Here is a 17,507-nt window from a genome sequence, read left to right on the forward strand (position 1 = left end):
CGTTCTGCGGTTCGCCCGATCTATCCCAGTTCAAGCGTCGTTACGCCGAACACCCTTCGCAGGTCCAGTTCCGGGGCAGGCCCCATGTACATGCGCGTGGTGGTGAAGGTCGGCGCAAAGCCGGCCGCATCGAGCGCAGTTATGAAGCCGGCGTTATCGGCGGGGACGTCGATGTGCAGCTCGCCGCCCTCGCAGGCGCCGGCCAGTCCCTCCAGGAGTTGCAAAGCGATCTCCGTGTCGTCGGCAAACAGCGGGCCGATCTTGAAGCCGGATCGACAGCGGCGCGCCACGCCAAAACCGGTCACGCCGCGCGAACCGATCGCCGCTAGCCCATGATGCGGCTCCTGCAGCCATCGCTTCAGAAAGGTGCCTCGGGGCGCCGGAAAGCAATGGGCGTCATAGGCGACGATGCCGGACAGGAGCTGCGTCGTAATCATCCGCAACCCATCGGCCCTGACCGGCTGGCCTGCCGTGCGCCCGGTGAAGCGGATGGTCTCATAGGCCGGCGCGAAGCCCTTGCGCCGGTAATTGGCCTGCTGCTCGGCGACGCCGTCGAGGCCGACAGTCCGGCCCGAAAGCCTTTTCATGCCGGCGTCCCACACGGCCTTGCCGTAGCTCATGCCGCGCATGTCAGGCCGGCAGATGTAGAGGCCGATGAAACCGAATTCGCTTCCATAGGCCACGGCCGAAATTGCCGCGACCATGTCGTCGCCGACAAAGGCGCCGATGAAGCCTTCGGGGTCCGCGGCCTGGAACATCGCCGGGTCTTCATGACCTGGGTTCCAGCCTTCCGCGGCCGCCCAGTCGACGAGAAGCGCCAGTTCCTGCAGGGACAGTGTGCGGATGATCGGCTTCATGGCGTCAGCTATCTTCTTCCGCGGGCGCTGCCTGGCCGGCGGCTTTGCGGCGCAGCACTTTGGTCAGCTTCCAGATCGTCGGGCTGTTCTTGACGAAGGCTTTCAGCCGCGCGCCTTGCCGAAGCGTCAGCGCCAGCATGCGGCCCTTCATGGTCAAGGGGACCAGCACTTCGAAATGCCGCGTTTCGATATCGCACCACAGCCGCTTGTAAGGCTCATCTCCGACCGAAAAGTCATAGACCTCGAAACCGGTCTCGCAGGCTTCCTGGATGTTGTCGAAGAACAGGAAATCGCCGGGGCTGGCATGCCCGAGATCGTCCTCGGCGATCGCTCCGAATTCGCAGATCAGGCGTTTGCCCAAGCGGCTTGAACCGGTGATGGCGCGCAGCTTGCCGGCAACCTCGAGCCCGTGCAGCACGAAGGAAGGCCTGTCCTCGGCAAGCGCCTGCATGAACAGCGCGCGGAAGAAGCCGCGTACCTGTGCGTCGCCAAAAACATTGGCGATGCCCATCTTGCGGAAGCGGAGTTCCTTCATCTCGAAGAAGGCGTCGAGCAGCCTGCCCACCTCGTCGGGGGTGCGGGCCCCGATGCGCCGATAGCTGCCTACGGCCTCGAATTTCCGGATCTGCGACCGGTGCTTCTTGCGTTTGCGTTTGCCGCTGGCGCGGGAAAGCAGCGCATCGAAGCCGCCGGCGAGATCGACGGCCAGCGACAGGTTGGGGCTGGAAAAATACTCAAGCGATGCGAGCGGATTGGCGACGCCGTCGAGATCGGGCAGCAACCGCTCGAGCGCGACCAGATCGATGTCCGGGCGTGCCTTGGCGATGGCCGCCAGCACCGATCGGAGGGCCGGTATATCCGCTTTGGCCAGCCAGTTCGGGTCCGCGGCGACGAAGTTGCCGTTGGCGTGGCGCCCACCCATGAAGCGGGCGATCCGGAACGGCCCCCTGGCGGCAACCTCCAGCGCCAGCGAGAAAACCGGTTTGCCCTCGGCACTCAGCGTCGCGACGAGCAGGTCCGGTCGTGTCTCGGTCGCCCAGTTCTGGACCCAGGCAGCACTCTGCGCCGGCCCAAACAGGGCCGAGCGGCAGAACTCGGCATAGGCCGCGAGTCCGTCCGTGGACGCCACTGAAATCGACAGGCCGGCATGGTCCCGTGGCAAGGCGCGCGACGATGCCTCGGTCGCCGCAAGCCGATTGCCGTCAAATGACGCGGTTGCGTCAACCATACCTCAATCCTTAGGACGTATTGATCGCGATTTGGGGGTTCGCATAGGCGCATTCCGTGCTTGGATCAGCCTAGGCGCAAAAGGTGAATGAATGATCGACGGCGGGGAGGCAATCCGGAAACTGGCGCTGAACGTCGCCCGCTATACCGGCCTTGCACCGCTGGCCAAGCCGTTCATCGGCGGCATCGGCGCCATCCTGATGCTGCACCGTGTTACCGCGACGCCGGAAAAGCCGGACAGCGTCAACCGGCATCTGAATATCGCGCCCGGCTTCCTTGACGCCATGATCGCGGACATGAAGGCGCATGGCTATGCCTTCGTCTCCATGGACGAAGCCGTTGAGCGCATCAAAGCAGGCGGCAAGGGCGGTCAGTTTGCCACCATCACCGCCGACGACGCCTATCGCGACAACATGGTCGAGGCGCTGCCGGTGTTGGAGAAGCATGGCGCGCCGATCACCATCTATGTCGCACCCGGGCTGATCAACGGCACCGCCGACCTGTGGTGGGACGTTGTCGAGGACATCGTCAACGCGCGCGATACCTTGACGCTGACGCGGCCGAATGGTCCGCTGACGATCGATTGCTCGACCCCCGCGAAGAAGCTGCAGGCCAATGCACGCCTGCACGCCTATCTCACCTCCGAAATACGCGAGGAGGACCTGCAGGCGGTGTTGCGCGATCTGGCTCGCGCAAATGGCGTCGACGCCGACGGTCCGCGCCTGCGCACATTGATGAGCTGGGATGAAATCCGTCGCATCGCCGCGCATCCGCTGGTGACGATCGGCGCCCATACGATCAACCACAGCAATCTGAAGCGGCTCTCCGAAGCCGTTGCCCGGCACGAGGTTGGCGCCGTGCGCGCCATGTTGCAGGCCGAACTGGGCGAAATGCCCCGCCATTTCGCTTATCCCTATGGCTATGCCAGCGCTGTCGGCTGCCGCGAAGTGGGTTTTGCCCGCGATGCAGGCTATATCTCCGCCGTGACGACGCGCCACGGCGTGCTGCGCGCCGAGCATGCCGGGTTCCTGCACGCCTTGCCGCGCATTTCCGTCAACGGCCGCTACCAGAGCCTCGCCCACATCCGCACCATGCTGTCGGGCGTGACGACGCCGCTCGCCAACGCCGGCAAGATGGTCGTCACCATCTGACGCTGGCGGTTTCGCCTATCGCTTGGCCCTCGGCTCCAGCATCAGCCATTTGATGATGCCCATTGCCGGCAGCACCCAGAGCAGGCCGCTGAGCAGGAAGAACAGGAAATGCACCCACGGACCCGACTCCGACAGCCGGGCGACCGCGAAGATCGATGCGACCAGCGCATAGACGATGACCAGCGCGACCAGCAGAAACATTCCGATCAGCTTTTTCAGGCGCAGGGGCATGGCTGGTCTCCTGATCGAGCATGCCGGAATTCGCACAAGAGGCCTGGCAGGCTCAAGGGGTATCGGCCTCGCATAGGCCTTGAGGCGAGACTGTGCAACCGGTGAGACGCGGCGCGACGGCGTGCCGCGCCGTATGGTCTTGCCAGCACGGGTGCGATGGTCCACCAATCCGCCAAATCAACCTGCCGGGACAAGATCATGGCTGCCATATCAGCTGCCGCGCCATACGTCGCCCGCGACCGCGACCTGCATAACCGGGCGCTGCTGCGCGGCTGGCTCTATGTGGTGCTTCTGGTGCTGTTTGCGCTGGTGCTGGTCGGCGGCGCCACAAGGCTCACCGATTCCGGCCTGTCGATTACGCAGTGGAAGCCGATCCATGGCGTGATCCCGCCGCTCAACGATGCCGAGTGGCAAGAGGAATTCCAGCTCTACCAGCAGATCCCGCAATATGCCGAGCTCAACAAGGGCATGAGCATCGAGGCGTTCAAGTCGATCTTCTGGTGGGAATGGGCGCACCGCATCCTGGCGCGCAGCGTCGGCCTGGTCTTTGCCCTGCCGCTGCTGTTCTTCTGGGCGACGCGCCGCATCGAACGCGGCCTGGGAGCGAAGCTGGTGGGCATTCTCCTGCTCGGCGGCCTGCAAGGCGCCATCGGCTGGTGGATGGTGGCTTCAGGATTGGTCGACCGGGTCTCCGTCAGCCAGTACCGGCTGGCGACCCACCTGACACTCGCCGCGCTGATCTTCACCGCCACCATGGTGGTCGCGCGAGGATTGGCGCCGCATTCCGAACCCGCCGCCGATCGGTCGACGCAGAGGCTGGCCGGGTTCATCGTGCTGCTGGCGCTGATCCAGATCTATCTCGGCGGCCTGGTCGCCGGGCTCGACGCGGGCTTAAGCTACAACACCTGGCCGTTGATGGACGGCAAGATCATCCCTGGCGATCTGCTGATCCTCGAGCCGGCGTGGCGCAACTTCTTCGAGAGCCCGAAGACGGTGCAGTTCGTCCATCGGTTTGGCGCCTACACGGTATTCGTCGTGGTATTGTGGCACATGATCGCCACGCGCCGGCGGCTGCCTGAAACAACGCATGCGCGGCGCGCGACGCTGCTGTTTCTACTGGTGCTGGTCCAAGCTTCGATCGGCATCGGCACGCTGCTGATGCATGTGCCGCTGCATATGGCGCTGACCCATCAGGGATTTGCGCTGATCGTGCTGGGTTTTGCCGCCGCACACTGGCGCGGCACCAAGGGCGCCTATCCCTTGCCGGCGGGAATAGCGCTCAGGGGCTGATCTTGGAGCTGATCTACCGGGTCCGGATCAGAAGCTTGCCCGTACCGCCCGGATCGCCTTGACGACCGACAATTCGCGGTTCTCCTCGACCGCATTGTCGTCCTCATGATGCCAGTATGCCGAAAGGCAGCCATAGGCGATGGCATGATCAAGGATAGCGGCCGGTGTCTGGCCCAGAGTGTTGGCAAAGATCCCGGCCATACCAGCGATCCGCTCGGGGTCGAGGCAGAGATCGTCCCGCTCGAGCGGGTTGTAGAACATGTTCGCCGCATCGAAGCCGGGGTCGCCGAGCACGCCCTTCGGATCGATAGCCAGCCAGCCGCGCGGTCCGTGCAGGATGTTCTCGTGATGCAGGTCGCCATGCAGTGGCCTGATATCGTGCGGATCGGTCAGCAGCCGGTCGGCAATAGTGGCGGCCTCGACATAGAGGCCGTCATGGCCGGCGTCGCGATCGGCATTCGCCTTGTTGAACAGGCTGGCGAAGCGTTCCCGGAGCGGCTGAAGTTCGGGCGGGAAGGGGTCTTTCCCCTGTGAAAACAGCTTCGCCATCACCTCGGCCGCAATTGCGGTCGCTACAAAGTCGCCCTGTTCGTCGAGAACTTGCTGAAGCAGCGTTTCACCGGCATATTCCAGCAGCATGCTGTGGCCGTCGCGGCCGAGCAGGCGCACCGCGCCTTCGCCGCGCCGCCAGGCGAGATAATGCTCGCCGCGCAACTCGTCGGCGACGTCGTCGAAAGGCTTGAGCGCCTTGACGATCGCCGGCGACCCGTCTTCGCGCAAAACCTTCCAGATGCGGCTCGAAAAGGTCTCGGCAATGAGTTCGGGCGCGCTGACTTTCCAGCGCGCCGGAAAGGCTGGCGCGTCCATCAGAGGCCGAGCATCAGGTCCATGTTCTGCACGGCGGCACCCGAGGCACCCTTGCCAAGATTGTCATAGACCGCCAGCAGCAGGGCCTGCGCCCGTTTGTCATTGGCAAAGACATAGACCTTCATCCGGTTGGTGCCGTTGTAGACCTCGGGATTGATCTCCGGCATGCGCTCCGAATGCGCATAGGGCGCCACTTCGACCACGCCGCCCTTGATGGCGGCGAAATGGTCGGCAATCGCCGCATGCAGCTCCGCACCGGTCGGCACATGGTCGAGGCTGCCAAGCTGCAACGGCACCACGGTGATCATGCCTTGCGCGAAATTGCCGACCGCCGGCTGCATGATCGGATCATGCGACAGCCTGGCATAGGCCCTCAATTCCGGCACGTGCTTGTGCTGAAGCGTGAGGCCGTAGGGCAGGAATTCCGAGGCTTCCTCGCCCTTGGCGACATAGTCCTCGATCATCGGCCGTCCGCCGCCCGAATAGCCCGAAATGCCGTTGACGGTGATCGGGAAATCCGCCGGCAGCAGGCCTGACGTGACCAGCGGCCGTAGCGTGGCGATCGGTCCCTGCGGCCAGCAGCCTGGATTGGCGACGCGTTTTGCCGAGGCGATCGCCTTTGCCTGGTCCTTGTCCATCTCGGCGAAACCATACGCCCAGCCTTCCGCCACGCGATGCGCGGTCGACGCATCGATGACCTTGGTGGTGTCGTTGGCGATCAGCGAGACGCTTTCTTTCGCCGCGTCGTCAGGCAGGCACAGGATCGCGACATCGGCGGCGTTGAGAAACTCGGCGCGCGCCGCCGTTTCCTTGCGGCGTTCGGTCGGGATGGAAATGATCTCCAGATCAATGCGCTCGGCAAGCAGCGCCCTGATCTGCAGGCCGGTGGTGCCGTGTTCGCCGTCGATGAAGATTTTCGGTTTCATGGGTTGATCAAATTCCCTGATATTTCAAGATTATATGCCCTGACCTTGAATCACTGCGGCACCATTGTGGTTGCCGTTGTTCAACTCTTCAAGCCGGGCCTTTCGCTCAGCCAGCAGGCCGAGATATTGCATGGCCACCATCGAGCCGGCGATCGCCGTTATATCGGCGTGATCATAGGCCGGCGCAACCTCTACGATGTCGGCACCGACAATATCGATCTGGTTGAGTTGGCGCAGCGTCGACAGGATCTTCGCCGAGGACGGCCCGCCGGCAACTGGCGTGCCTGTGCCAGGCGCGTAGGCCGGATCGAGGCAGTCGATGTCGAAGGTGAGGTAGGTCTTCTTGCCGCCGGTGCGGTCGACGATGGCGTAGGCGATATCGGACGCCCGCATCTCCTCGATTTCATGGCCATGGAGGATCTTGATGCCGAACGTGTCGGGTGCATGGGTGCGGATGCCGATCTGGATCGAGCGGTCGGGGTCGATGATGCCTTCCTTGACGGCGCGGCCGACGAAGGATCCGTGGTCGATGCGCTTGCCGTCGTCCGGCCAGGTGTCCTGATGGGCGTCGAACTGCACCAAGGCGAGCGGACCATGGATGGCGGCATGCGCCTTGAGCAGCGGCCAGGTGACGAAATGATCGCCGCCGAGCGTCAGCAGGAAGGCGCCGGATTTCAGGATCTTGGCCGCTTCACGTTCGATCGTGCCGGGTGTCTTCTGGTGATTGCCCGAATCGAGCAGGCAATCGCCATAGTCGACCACCGCCAGATGCTCGAACAAATCGCGTGAGAACGGATATTGCGGGTCGTTATCGAGGATCGCCGAGGCGCGGCGGATCGCCTGCGGCCCGAAGCGGGCGCCCGGCCGGTTGGTGACGGCGGCATCGAAGGGAATACCCCACACCACCGCGTCCGCGCCCTTCACGTCTTTTGTGTATTTGCGGCGCATGAACGACAGCGCGCCGGAATAGGTCGGCTCGAACGCGGCGCCCGTTTTGGAACGGGCGGTGAAGGCGTTGTCGATGTTGTTGTTCGCCATTACGGATCCTCGTTTTTCATCGGGGTGCAACAACTACAGAACCGGCACGGAAGATGCCAGTCACAGCTTGGCGAGACGGAATGGCGCTGCCCGAGTGCCACGGCAAGACAGGATTGTATCATCATGACGCAGACCGCGTTTCTCAACCCCACCCTTGTCGTGGCGTCGGCCCGCACCGGCACGGTCGCCGGCGAACGCTTCCTGGTGCTCGATTCGTGGCGCGGCATCTGCGCGCTTCTGGTGGCGCTGTTTCACTTTCCGACCGCTTCGACGATTTCGCAAAGCGCCTTCATCGGTTCGTCCTACCTGTTCGTCGATTTCTTCTTCGTCCTCTCCGGTTTCGTCATCGCCAGCAGCTACGGCGATCGGCTGAACCAGCCGGAACAGGTCGCGCGCTTCGCACTGGTCCGTTTCGGCCGCATCTACCCGCTGCATCTGCTCATGCTTGCCGCCTTCGCCGGCTTCGAGTTGCTGCGGCTGATGCTGCCGCAATTGCACGGCACCGGGGCTGCCCCCTTCAGCGGAGGCTTCGACCTCGGCAGCCTGCTTGCCAATCTTCTTCTGCTCCAGGGTGTCGGTTTCGAGGATCAATTGACCTGGAATGCGCCAAGCTGGAGCATTTCGGCCGAGTTCTTCGCCTATCTCCTGTTTGCTGGCGTGGTCTTCGTCGCCGGCGCGCGCGCCTGGATATGGTTCGTCGCCGCCGCCGTCACCGCGCCGCTGTTCCTGCTCGGTTTCTCGACCCATCATATGGATGTGTCCTTCGATTTCGGCTTCATCCGCTGCCTGTACGGCTTCTCGCTCGGCGCCTTGCTGGCCTGGTTTCAGCATGATTCCATTGCAGGGGCGCGACAGGCCCTCGCCAGGAGCGGCCCGCGGATGGACTGGACCCTTGCCGAAATCGTCATGGTGACCGTCATCGTGCTTTTCGTCTCGCTGGCGGGCGGCAATGATTTCGGCATCGCGGCACCCCTGGTGTTCGCGCTGGCGCTGTTCCTGTTCGCCCATGAGGGCGGCTGGATCAGCGCCTTGCTGAGAACCCCGTTCATGTTGACGCTCGGCGCGCTGTCCTACTCGATCTACATGGTCCACATTTTCGTCCAGGCGCGCCTGATCAACATCGCCGGGCTCGTCGAGCGCAAGCTCGGCCTCGGCCTGATGGGCGATTTCATGCTGCGCGGCCAGCCTGCCACCGGCTTCGGCGCCGGCTGGACCGGAGCATTGGCGATCGTCGTCATGCTCGCGGCCACCATTGCCGCCTCCTGGATCACCTGGCGGTTTGTCGAGATGCCGGCCATGGCGTGGTTCCGCCGGCTCTCGAAACGCATCTGACGCGCACTCCCCGCGAACAACCGCTAGCCGGCTTCGTTCACCTGGATGTCACGAGGGTCGCCTATCCCGATCTCGATCCGGCAAGGAGCGATTCTCGATGCGGACCATCTGGCTGAGCCTTCTGTTTTCCTCGGCACTTGTGGCCTTTTCTGACCAGTCATTGGCCGGCGAGACCCGCGCCAGGCAGATTCTTGACCGCTTCGAGCACGCCAACCAGTGGCGCGACCACGTCATGGTGGTCGCGCATCGCGCCGGCAGCATGCAGGCGGGCAAGACGCTCTACGCGGAAAATTCGATTGCCGCCGTGGAGGGGTCGATCGCCATGGGCGCAGAAATCGTCGAGGTCGATATCAGGCGCTCGAAGGACGGTGAGTTCGTCGTCATGCATGACAGCTGGCTCGACCGCACCACCACCTGCAAGGGCGAGGTGGTCAAATACACCCTGGCCGAACTGAAGACCTGCAGGCTGGTGGTCGAAGGCACCGGTGCGGTGACGGGTGAAACAGTCTCGACGCTGCGCGAGATGCTGATGGCGACCAGGGACAGGACCCTCATCAACCTCGACAACAAGCTCGACGTCGGCGACCTCTCGGGCATGATCGCGGTGGCTCGCGATCTCGGCATGGCCGAGCAGGTTATCGTCAAGGAGAATTTGTGGAACCAGAACCGGATCACCACGGTCCAGGCGGCAATGACCGCTATCGGCGGCGGCTTCCAGTTCATGCCGATCATCGCCGATGACGCGGTGCGTGATGCCGGCTTCGCCCGGACGGTCGGCCATGCCTTTTCGCCGCGCGCAATCGAGCTGATCAACTGGCGGGCAGGCGCCGAGACGCTGACCGAGACCGGCGGGCCGTTGTTCAGCACGCGCATGCGCGCGGCCGCGGTCAGGGGCAACTGGCACATCTGGGCCGACACCTACACCATCGCTGGCAAGCCGGGCGGCTTCCTGGCCGGCGGCCGCGGCGACGAACTGGCGGTGCAGGCCAGCCTGCCGCGCGAAGTCTGGGGTTTTTGGGCCGATCGCGGCGCCACAATCATTCAGACGGACGAGCCGAAGGCAGCCATCGTATGGCTGACGGCGAATGGTTTTCGCGTGCCTTATACAGATGGGGAGCGGCCGGTTGAGCCGGCGAATACGGCGAGTATCAATTGAGGCTCGCCGCTGGAGGGGGAGATGGCCGGCAGGCCAGAGGGGGTCGCCGCGCACAGAGCGCCAACCTTCATCTGCCGCAGGAGGTCGCGCCCGGTCGTGCCGACCCCCTCTGTCGCCTTTGGCGACATCTCCCCCTCAAGGGGGGAGATTGGCGCGCTTTACGCCGCCTTAGCCATCCCATCCAATTCGTTGAGCACATCGTCCGAAAGCTTGAGTTCGGCAGCAGCGAGGTTTTCCCGCAAATGTCCGACCGACGATGTGCCGGGAATCAGCAGGATGTTGGGCGCGCGGCGCAGCAGCCAGGCGAGCGCAACCTGCATTTGCGTGGCGCCGAGGCGTGTTGCGACGTCCGACAGGGTGGAGGATTGCAGCGGGTTGAAGCCGCCGAGCGGGAAGAACGGCACATAGGCAATGCCGTCGCGGGCAAGGTCGTCGATCAGGGCGTCGTCGCCGCGATGCGCAAGATTGTACTGATTCTGCACGCAGACGATCTCGGCGATACGGCGCCCTTCGGCGATCTGCGCCGGCGTCACGTTGCTCAGCCCGATATGTTTGACCAGGCCTTTCTGTTGAAGCCCGGCCAGCACGGTGAGCGGCGCTTCGATCGACCCTTCGGCTGGACCATGGGTATCGAACATGATGCGCAAATTGACCACATCGAGCACCTCGAGCCCGAGATTGCTTAGATTGTCATGCACGGCCTGGGTCAGCTCTTCCACGGAAAAGGCCGGCAACCACGATCCATCCGCGCCGCGCCGGGCGCCAATCTTGGTGACGATGACGAGATCGTCAGGGTAGGGCGCCAGCGCTTCGCGGATCAAAAGGTTGGTGACGTGCGGTCCATAGAAGTCGCTGGTGTCGATGTGGTCGACGCCTTGCGTCACGGCCTCGCGCAGCACGGCCAATGCCGCGTCATGGTCCTTGGGCGGCCCGAACACGCCGGGTCCGGCGAGTTGCATGGCACCGTAGCCGAGCCGCTTCACGGTGTGGCTGCCAAGCTTGAAGGTGGCGGGGGCGAAGGTGCCGGATTGTTGGATGTTGGACATGATTGATCTCCTTTGAGGAGGCAGAGATAGGCGCTGCCCAACCTCGTGATAATCCGGTACAATCCACACAGGCCGTGCGGAATGGCGAACAATGATGGACCTCAGCGATCTGAACGCCTTCGTGGCGGTGGCGCGCGCCGGCGGTTTTCGCGATGGCGCGCGTGCGAGCGGCGGCAGCGCCTCCGGCTTGAGTGAGGCGGTGCGTCGCCTGGAAGTGCAGCTCGGTGTCAGGCTGTTCAACCGCACGACGCGCAGCGTTGTCCCGACCGAGGCGGGCCTCAGCCTGCTGGAGCGGCTCGGTCCGGCGCTGTCGGAGGTGGAGGCGGCGCTGGACGTGGTGAACGGCTTTCGCGACAGGCCGGCGGGCTCGCTGCGTCTCAATGTGCCGGTCAGCGCCGCGCGGTTGATCTTGCCCGATATCGTGCCGGGTTTCCTCGCCGCCTATCCCGGCATCCGTCTGGAAGTGATCGCCGATGAGAACTTTGTCGATGTGCTGGCGGCCGGGTGTGACGCCGGCATCCGCTATGACGAGCGGCTGGAGCAGGACATGATCGCGGTGCCGATCGGACCGCGCGTGCAGCGCTTCGCCACCGCTGCCAGCCCTGCCTATCTTGCTCGTCATGGGCGGCCGCAACACCCGAGCGACCTGCTTGGCCACTCTTGCGTGCGCGGGCGCTTTTCCAGCGGTGCGATGCTGCCTTGGGAGTTCGAGCGCGACGGTGAGGTGGTGCGGGTCGATCCGACAGGGCCGCTGATCGTGCGGATCGGCGGCGCGACCGATCTTGCCGTCGATGCGGCCATCGCCGGCACCGGCATCATCGGCCTCTTCGAGGGCTGGCTTCGCCCCTACTTCGAAAGCGGCGCGCTTGAGCCCATTCTCGAACCGTGGTGGCCGAGTTTTCCCGGACCGTTCCTCTATTATCCCGGCCGGCGGCTGGTGCCGGCCCCGCTGCGGGCGTTCATCGACTATATCAAGGGCGGCAAGGCCTGACCTGTTTATGCCGGCGCCTTCACCCCACCCTGCGCTACGCGCCGACCTTCCCATCGAGGGGAGGTAGGGCGTCGCGCTCTTCTACCTCCCCTCGATGGGGAGGTCGCGCAGGCGCGGGTGGGGTGACTGCCGAGCCGCAAACAAAAAGGCCGCCCGGGAGGCGGCCTTTTCGATTGTCTGAAGCTGCGAAGTGCTTAGCGCTTCGAGAACTGGAACGAACGACGGGCTTTCGCCTTGCCGTACTTCTTGCGCTCGACGACGCGGCTGTCGCGGGTCAGGAAGCCGCCCTTCTTGAGCACGGCGCGCAGCGTCGGCTCGTAATAGGTCAGCGCCTTGGAGATGCCGTGACGCACGGCGCCAGCCTGGCCGGAGAGACCGCCGCCGACAACGGTCGCGACGATGTCGTACTGGCCGGCGCGGTTGGAGGCGATGATCGGCTGGTTGAGGATCATCTGCAGGACCGGACGCGCGAAATAGGTCGCGAATTCCTTGTCGTTGACGATGATCTTGCCGGAACCCGGCTTCACCCAGACGCGCGCAATGGCGTTCTTGCGCTTGCCGGTGGCATAGGCGCGGCCCGACTTGTCGAGCTTCTGGACGTGGACGGGGGCTGCCGGCTGGGTATTGGTGTTGCCGGTGGCGGCGCCCAGTTCTGCGAGCGAGGAAAGCTCAGCCATCTTATGCGACCTTCTTGTTCTTGGCGTTCAGCTTGGCCACGTCGAGCACGACGGGCTGCTGTGCGACATGCGGATGCTCGGCACCTGCATAGACGCGCAGGTTCTTCATCTGGCGACGACCGAGCGGGCCACGTGGGACCATGCGCTCAACGGCCTTCTCGACGACACGCTCGGGGAAACGACCCTCGAGCAGCTGGCGCGCGGTGCGCTCCTTGATGCCGCCTGGGTGGCCGGTGTGCCAGTAATAGACCTTGTCGGTGAACTTCTTGCCGGTGAACACCACCTTGTCGGCATTGATGACAATGACGTTGTCGCCGTCGTCGACATGCGGGGTGAAGGTCGGCTTGTGCTTGCCGCGAAGATGATTGGCGATGACAGTGGCCAGACGACCGACGACGAGACCTTCGGCGTCGATCAGGATCCACTTCTTCACCACATCCGCAGGCTTCTGCGAAAAGGTTGTCATGTTTTCTGCTCTCGGTTCTGACCTTCATAAAAGAAGGCGTTTCTTGTTGCTTGGATTGTCGGAAGGACGCTGTCCGCCGCCAATAACAAAACGGCGGCCTTTGCGGGCCGCTGCTTCGTGAGGGCTTATAGGCGAGGGTGGTGATCGCGTCAAGGCGCGCGAAAAGGAGAATATCTGACAAAATGCGGCGAAAACAATAAGTTAAGTGAAAGGTATTATTTTACCACATCGCCATTCCGCTTCGGCGGGATCGAATAGGTGCCGGTGGCGTGCGCCACCGTGTGCCCGTCCGGGCCGGCAACGATGTCGATGTCGAACACCATCAGGCTCTTGCCCAGCTTCAGGATGCGGCAATGGCCATCGATCGGTCCGGCCTCGGCCTTGCGCACGAAATTGATGTCGAGGTTGACGGTAACGGAAAGCGCATCCGGCCCGGCATGGCTGAGCACGCAGACGTAGCCGCCAATGTCGGCCAGCGTGAACAGCGAAGGGCCGGACACCGTGCCGCCCGGACGCAAGTGCCGCTCGCCGGCGTTGAGCCGCACGGTGCAGCCGCCGGGGAACACGTCGATCGCCTCGAAATATTTGAACTGCTCGTTGAGCTGCGGATAGACGGTCTCCATCAGCGCATTGACTTGTTGCGCGGTCAGAACCGGCTTCAAATTGATTTGGGCGGGCATGTCGGTCCCTCGTTTTGGCCGACCTGTATGGGCGCGGCGCGGCATTTCTGACAACCTTCGTCCCCTGGCGCAAGCGATCGGTGTTGGACGAAACCTGATCCGGTATTAGATACTCTGGCAGCCCCAGGCGGAATCGCGGAGACCTTATCCATGGCCGAAATCCTTGCCATCAAGCCTGCCGCCGTTGAAGGGCCGGTTGTTGCACAACTGGACAAGGGCGTGCTGCGCCTGACGCTCGCCAATCCGCCCGCCAATGCGCTGTCGCTGGCGGTGATGGCGGCGCTGACGGCCGAACTCGAGCGCGCCAAGGCCGACAAGGCCGTTCGCGTCATCGTTTTGTCGGCGGCCGGCAAGGTGTTCTGCGCCGGCCATGATCTCAAGGAAATGACGGCGCGCCGCACTGACGCCGATCATGGCAAGACCTTCTTCGCAGAGACGTTTGCCGCTTGTGCGACGCTGATGCAGGCCATCGTGCGGCATCCCTTGCCTGTCATCGCGGAAGTCGACGGCCTGGCCACCGCCGCCGGGCTGCAACTGGTCGCCAGCTGCGATCTGGCGATCGCCTCACATGAGGCTACTTTCTGCACGCCGGGCGTCAATATCGGGCTGTTCTGCTCGACGCCGATGGTGGCGCTGTCGCGCAACGTTTCGCGCAAGCATGCCATGGAGATGCTGCTGACCGGAGAGACGATCGATGCGGCGACCGCCAAGGAGTTCGGCTTGGTCAACCGCGTCGTGCCGCGCGAATACCTGAATCAGATCGTCACCAAATACGCGCAAACCATTGCTTCCAAATCATCTTTGGTGGTCAAGACCGGCAAGGAAGCCTTTTACGCCCAGGCTGAAATGGGGCTGGCCGACGCCTATGCCTATACCGGCCGGATCATGGTCGAGAACATGCTTGCGCGCGACGCGGAGGAGGGCATCGGCGCCTTCATCGGCAAGCGCAAGCCGGAATGGAAGGACGAGTAAGGAGAACGTCATGGAGCCGCGCATCTCCATCATCACCATTGCTACCGATGATCTAGACCGCGCCGTGCGCTTCTACGAAGAGATGGGCTTGAAGCGGCATGCCGGCATCACCGACGGGGTCGCCTTCTTCCAGATGGGCGGTGTCATCCTCGGCCTGTTCCCGCGCGCCAGCGCAGAAGAGGATTCCGGCATCGCCTTCGCCGCGGCGCCATCGGCGGTCTACCTCGCCTACAACACTCGTTCCGACGCCGAAGTCGACGACGTGCTCGCCAGGGCGGAAAAAGCCGGCGGCCGCATCGTCAAGCCGGCCGGCCGGGCCTTTTGGGGCGGCTGGTACGGCTATTTCGCCGACGCCGACGGGCATGTCTGGGAAGTGGCGCACAATCCGGCCTTTCCGATCGCGGAAGACGGCACGATTTCGCTACCCGGCTGATGGCCCATCGCAAGCAGCTGACGCGGCTAAAGGCTCCCTATCTGAAGCGCATCCTGCTCGACGCCGAGCGCGTGGCGGACTGGGAGAAATATCCCTGGAACCTGCCGCTGTTTCGCGGCCATGAGTTCGAACTCGAATTCACCACGCCGATCACCATCATTGTCGGCGAGAACGGCACCGGCAAATCGACGCTGCTCGAGGCGATCGGCGCACTGGCCGGCTATGACGAAGCCGGCGGCGGCAAGGGATATATGCCAGTCGACCATTCCAGCGCCATCGACAAGAGTGGTGCTGCGTTGGCCAACGCATTCCGTGGTCACTGGCTGCCGAAAGTCATCGCCGGCTGGTTCTTTCGCGCCGAATCCTTCTACTCCGTGGCCCGCTATCTCGATCAGGCAGCGCTGGAATCTGGCGGGGCGCCGCCGGACTTCCTGTCCTGGTCGCATGGCGAGGGCTTTATCCGATTTTTCGAGGAGCGCTGCCGCAGGCAGGGCATCTACATCCTTGACGAACCCGAGAGCGCACTGTCGCCGACGCGACAGATCGAGCTGCTCAAGATGCTGCGGCGCATGGACCAGTCGGGCACCGCGCAGGTGATCATGGCGACGCATTCGCCGTTGCTGATGGCTTGTCCCGGCGCGCGGCTGTTCCGCATCAGCCGCTTCGGGCTCGACCCCACCGATTTCAGCGATACCGATCATTTTCGCATGATGCGCGACTTCTGTACCGATCCGCAGGCGTTCATGGAGGAAGCGCTGCGGGAGGATGACGCGTGAGCGCCGGCGACGATGATCTCAACTGGCGCGTCGAGCAGGCATGCCGCGAAGGCTGGCCGGCGGCGACCGGGGCGGTCTTTGATGGCTGGCTCCTGCGGCGCTCCGGCGGACGGATCCGGCGCACCAATTCGGCCAATCCCTTGCGCGGCCAGCGTGGCGCGCCTGATGCAGTCATCGGCGCCGCCGAGTCCTTCTACATCGGCCACGGCCAGACGCCCTTGTTTCGGGTTCCCGACATCGCCGGCGAGCTCGAAGCCGCACTCGACCATCGCGGCTACCAGCCGGAAGGCGGCACGATCCATCTCCATGCCGGGATCGGCGACCTGGCTGAAGTCCGCGATGAGCAGGTCACCGTTTCGAAAGTGCCGGGCGAGGACTGGCTCGCGGCGCGGTTCCGCATGGGGACCTTTGACGACGCCGAGTGCCGCATCTTTCGCGAGATGACCGGGCTGATCGTCGGCGACCGGGCGTTCGTATCCTGTGAACGCGACAGCGAAATTGCCGCCTTGGCATATGGCGTCATCCGCAATGGCCTGCTTGTGGTGGAATCGGTTGAAACCGATGGCCGTTTCAGGCAGCAAGGTCTGGGCCGCAAGACTGTCGGCGGCCTCATCGGCTGGGCGCGGCGCGCAGGGGCTCACGCCGCATGCTTGCAGGTGGTGGTCGACAACACGCCGGCTCGCGCTCTCTATGCCTCGCTTGGGTTCAGCCGTGAACTTTACCGATACCACTACCGCAGGAAGCCGCATGAACCACGATAGCTACGACAACACCTACATCGCCGGCATCCTCAATTCGGTGAAGACCATCGCCATGGTCGGCGCGTCCGCCAATGACGTGCGGCCAAGCTATTTCGTGCTGAAATATCTGCTGGCCAAGGGATTTTCGGTGTTTCCGATCAATCCTGGCCAGGCCGGCAAGGAGATCCTCGGCCGGATGACCTATGCGAGGCTCGCGGATATTCCCGAGCCGATCGACATGGTCGATGTCTTTCGCGCGCCGGCGGCGGTGCCCGGCATCGTCGACGAGGCGTTGCGTCTCGATCCCTTGCCGAAAGTCATCTGGATGCAGCTTGGCGTTCGCCATGACGAGGCCGCCGCACGCGCCGAGGCGGCGGGCATCAAGGTGGTGATGAACCGCTGCCCCAAAATCGAATACGGCAAGCTGTCCGGCGAGATCGGCTGGACCGGCGTCAATTCCGGTGTGCTGTCGTCGAAGAAGCCGCTGATGCGGTCGGGATTCCAGAGTTTTGGCGTGCGCCAGAAGTAGGACAGTCGCTCAAAAGTGCGCGGCGGTTTTGGGATAACGACGTGCACCAAAAGCAAGGCCTGATGCGCAATGCGCCTTGGGCGCAAAATTATTCCTTAGACCAGTGCATTTTCTCGGGCCTC

General features: G+C 63.7%; 20 protein-coding genes. 10 read left to right on the top strand and 10 right to left on the bottom strand.

From position 1 onward, the window contains the following. Positions 1-20 precede the first annotated feature (20 nt). A complete protein-coding gene (locus AC0L24_RS25980; RefSeq protein WP_127810692.1) occupies positions 21-857 on the bottom strand; it encodes a GNAT family N-acetyltransferase in 837 nt (278 codons plus the stop codon). A gap of 4 nt (positions 858-861) precedes the next feature. Continuing rightward, a complete protein-coding gene (locus tag AC0L24_RS25985; protein ID WP_127810691.1) occupies positions 862-2,085 on the bottom strand; it encodes a GNAT family N-acetyltransferase in 1,224 nt (407 codons plus the stop codon). Positions 2,086-2,176: 91 nt separating this feature from the next. Between AC0L24_RS25985 and AC0L24_RS25990 the strand changes: the two genes are divergently transcribed. Continuing rightward, positions 2,177-3,235, top strand: a complete 1,059-nt coding sequence (locus AC0L24_RS25990) for a polysaccharide deacetylase family protein (protein ID WP_127810690.1) — start codon at positions 2,177-2,179, stop codon at positions 3,233-3,235. Positions 3,236-3,250: 15 nt separating this feature from the next. Here the strand turns inward: AC0L24_RS25990 and AC0L24_RS25995 are convergent, their stop codons facing one another. After that, positions 3,251-3,466 carry a DUF2842 domain-containing protein gene (locus tag AC0L24_RS25995; protein WP_023810263.1) on the bottom strand — a complete coding sequence of 72 codons (216 nt, stop codon included), beginning with the start codon at positions 3,464-3,466 and terminating at the stop codon, positions 3,251-3,253. A gap of 198 nt (positions 3,467-3,664) precedes the next feature. On the opposite strand from AC0L24_RS25995, the gene AC0L24_RS26000 reads away from it, so the two are divergent. Further along, positions 3,665-4,756, top strand: a complete 1,092-nt coding sequence (locus AC0L24_RS26000; protein WP_127810689.1) for a COX15/CtaA family protein — start codon at positions 3,665-3,667, stop codon at positions 4,754-4,756. A 27-nt stretch (positions 4,757-4,783) separates the two neighbouring features. Here AC0L24_RS26000 and AC0L24_RS26005 read toward each other — a convergent pair whose 3' ends face one another. The 3 genes from AC0L24_RS26005 to speB are packed head-to-tail and all read right to left on the bottom strand — an operon-like array spanning position 4,784 to position 7,587. Then, a complete protein-coding gene (locus AC0L24_RS26005) occupies positions 4,784-5,626 on the bottom strand; it encodes an aminoglycoside phosphotransferase family protein (RefSeq protein WP_473564346.1) in 843 nt (280 codons plus the stop codon). Next, complete coding sequence (gene argC, locus AC0L24_RS26010) at positions 5,623-6,549, bottom strand: N-acetyl-gamma-glutamyl-phosphate reductase (protein ID WP_127810687.1); 927 nt, start codon at positions 6,547-6,549, stop codon at positions 5,623-5,625. Before argC ends, AC0L24_RS26005 begins: the two co-directional genes overlap by 4 nt. A gap of 30 nt (positions 6,550-6,579) precedes the next feature. Further along, positions 6,580-7,587, bottom strand: a complete 1,008-nt coding sequence (gene speB, locus AC0L24_RS26015) for an agmatinase (RefSeq protein ID WP_127810686.1) — start codon at positions 7,585-7,587, stop codon at positions 6,580-6,582. 123 nt (positions 7,588-7,710) lie between these two features. Here speB and AC0L24_RS26020 point away from each other — a divergent pair, with 123 nt between their 5' ends. Continuing rightward, entirely contained in the window at positions 7,711-8,919 is a 1,209-nt protein-coding gene (locus tag AC0L24_RS26020; protein WP_127397416.1) for an acyltransferase family protein, read from the top strand. Between the two features lie 97 nt (positions 8,920-9,016). Then, positions 9,017-10,075 carry a glycerophosphodiester phosphodiesterase family protein gene (locus AC0L24_RS26025; RefSeq protein ID WP_127810685.1) on the top strand — a complete coding sequence of 353 codons (1,059 nt, stop codon included), beginning with the start codon at positions 9,017-9,019 and terminating at the stop codon, positions 10,073-10,075. Between the two features lie 158 nt (positions 10,076-10,233). Here the strand turns inward: AC0L24_RS26025 and AC0L24_RS26030 are convergent, their stop codons facing one another. Further along, complete coding sequence (locus AC0L24_RS26030; RefSeq protein ID WP_127810684.1) at positions 10,234-11,121, bottom strand: aldo/keto reductase family oxidoreductase; 888 nt, start codon at positions 11,119-11,121, stop codon at positions 10,234-10,236. Positions 11,122-11,212: 91 nt separating this feature from the next. Between AC0L24_RS26030 and AC0L24_RS26035 the strand changes: the two genes are divergently transcribed. Then, entirely contained in the window at positions 11,213-12,112 is a 900-nt protein-coding gene (locus AC0L24_RS26035; RefSeq protein WP_127810683.1) for a LysR family transcriptional regulator, read from the top strand. Positions 12,113-12,306: 194 nt separating this feature from the next. Here the strand turns inward: AC0L24_RS26035 and rpsI are convergent, their stop codons facing one another. From rpsI to AC0L24_RS26050, 3 genes are all read right to left on the bottom strand, one after another. Further along, complete coding sequence (rpsI, locus tag AC0L24_RS26040; RefSeq protein ID WP_023810272.1) at positions 12,307-12,789, bottom strand: 30S ribosomal protein S9; 483 nt, start codon at positions 12,787-12,789, stop codon at positions 12,307-12,309. Position 12,790: 1 nt separating this feature from the next. Then, on the bottom strand, positions 12,791-13,255 hold the full coding sequence (gene rplM / locus AC0L24_RS26045) for a 50S ribosomal protein L13 (protein ID WP_013532205.1): 465 nt from the start codon (positions 13,253-13,255) through the stop codon (positions 12,791-12,793). Positions 13,256-13,470: 215 nt separating this feature from the next. Further along, positions 13,471-13,935: a PaaI family thioesterase gene (locus AC0L24_RS26050; protein WP_127810682.1), complete on the bottom strand. Its 465-nt coding sequence runs from the start codon at positions 13,933-13,935 to the stop codon at positions 13,471-13,473. 150 nt (positions 13,936-14,085) lie between these two features. Between AC0L24_RS26050 and AC0L24_RS26055 the strand changes: the two genes are divergently transcribed. Genes AC0L24_RS26055 through AC0L24_RS26075 form a run of 5 tightly spaced genes read left to right on the top strand, consistent with a single transcriptional unit; the run spans position 14,086 to position 17,385 of the window. Further along, positions 14,086-14,907: an enoyl-CoA hydratase gene (locus AC0L24_RS26055; protein WP_127810681.1), complete on the top strand. Its 822-nt coding sequence runs from the start codon at positions 14,086-14,088 to the stop codon at positions 14,905-14,907. 10 nt (positions 14,908-14,917) lie between these two features. Continuing rightward, positions 14,918-15,340: a VOC family protein gene (locus AC0L24_RS26060; RefSeq protein WP_127322812.1), complete on the top strand. Its 423-nt coding sequence runs from the start codon at positions 14,918-14,920 to the stop codon at positions 15,338-15,340. Further along, complete coding sequence (locus tag AC0L24_RS26065; RefSeq protein ID WP_473564291.1) at positions 15,340-16,116, top strand: AAA family ATPase; 777 nt, start codon at positions 15,340-15,342, stop codon at positions 16,114-16,116. Before AC0L24_RS26060 ends, AC0L24_RS26065 begins: the two co-directional genes overlap by 1 nt. Continuing rightward, complete coding sequence (locus AC0L24_RS26070) at positions 16,113-16,877, top strand: GNAT family N-acetyltransferase (RefSeq protein ID WP_127810680.1); 765 nt, start codon at positions 16,113-16,115, stop codon at positions 16,875-16,877. The genes AC0L24_RS26065 and AC0L24_RS26070 overlap by 4 nt, the downstream gene beginning before the upstream one ends. Next, positions 16,864-17,385 carry a CoA-binding protein gene (locus tag AC0L24_RS26075; RefSeq protein ID WP_127269926.1) on the top strand — a complete coding sequence of 174 codons (522 nt, stop codon included), beginning with the start codon at positions 16,864-16,866 and terminating at the stop codon, positions 17,383-17,385. The genes AC0L24_RS26070 and AC0L24_RS26075 overlap by 14 nt, the downstream gene beginning before the upstream one ends. The last annotated feature ends 122 nt before the right edge of the window (positions 17,386-17,507 follow it).

Source organism: Mesorhizobium sp. WSM4809, from assembly GCF_055811655.1.

Coding starts and splice junctions, on each gene's coding strand:
- rplM (WP_013532205.1), bottom strand. CDS start 13,255: ATGACAACCTTTTCGCAGAAGCCTGCGGATGTGGTGAAGAAGTGGATC.
- AC0L24_RS25990 (WP_127810690.1), top strand. CDS start 2,177: ATGATCGACGGCGGGGAGGCAATCCGGAAACTGGCGCTGAACGTCGCC.
- argC (WP_127810687.1), bottom strand. CDS start 6,549: ATGAAACCGAAAATCTTCATCGACGGCGAACACGGCACCACCGGCCTG.
- AC0L24_RS26030 (WP_127810684.1), bottom strand. CDS start 11,121: ATGTCCAACATCCAACAATCCGGCACCTTCGCCCCCGCCACCTTCAAG.
- speB (WP_127810686.1), bottom strand. CDS start 7,587: ATGGCGAACAACAACATCGACAACGCCTTCACCGCCCGTTCCAAAACG.
- AC0L24_RS26000 (WP_127810689.1), top strand. CDS start 3,665: ATGGCTGCCATATCAGCTGCCGCGCCATACGTCGCCCGCGACCGCGAC.
- AC0L24_RS25985 (WP_127810691.1), bottom strand. CDS start 2,085: ATGGTTGACGCAACCGCGTCATTTGACGGCAATCGGCTTGCGGCGACC.
- AC0L24_RS26075 (WP_127269926.1), top strand. CDS start 16,864: ATGAACCACGATAGCTACGACAACACCTACATCGCCGGCATCCTCAAT.
- AC0L24_RS26060 (WP_127322812.1), top strand. CDS start 14,918: ATGGAGCCGCGCATCTCCATCATCACCATTGCTACCGATGATCTAGAC.
- AC0L24_RS26055 (WP_127810681.1), top strand. CDS start 14,086: ATGGCCGAAATCCTTGCCATCAAGCCTGCCGCCGTTGAAGGGCCGGTT.
- AC0L24_RS25980 (WP_127810692.1), bottom strand. CDS start 857: ATGAAGCCGATCATCCGCACACTGTCCCTGCAGGAACTGGCGCTTCTC.
- AC0L24_RS26050 (WP_127810682.1), bottom strand. CDS start 13,935: ATGCCCGCCCAAATCAATTTGAAGCCGGTTCTGACCGCGCAACAAGTC.
- AC0L24_RS26065 (WP_473564291.1), top strand. CDS start 15,340: ATGGCCCATCGCAAGCAGCTGACGCGGCTAAAGGCTCCCTATCTGAAG.
- AC0L24_RS26020 (WP_127397416.1), top strand. CDS start 7,711: ATGACGCAGACCGCGTTTCTCAACCCCACCCTTGTCGTGGCGTCGGCC.
- AC0L24_RS26035 (WP_127810683.1), top strand. CDS start 11,213: ATGATGGACCTCAGCGATCTGAACGCCTTCGTGGCGGTGGCGCGCGCC.
- rpsI (WP_023810272.1), bottom strand. CDS start 12,789: ATGGCTGAGCTTTCCTCGCTCGCAGAACTGGGCGCCGCCACCGGCAAC.
- AC0L24_RS26025 (WP_127810685.1), top strand. CDS start 9,017: ATGCGGACCATCTGGCTGAGCCTTCTGTTTTCCTCGGCACTTGTGGCC.
- AC0L24_RS25995 (WP_023810263.1), bottom strand. CDS start 3,466: ATGCCCCTGCGCCTGAAAAAGCTGATCGGAATGTTTCTGCTGGTCGCG.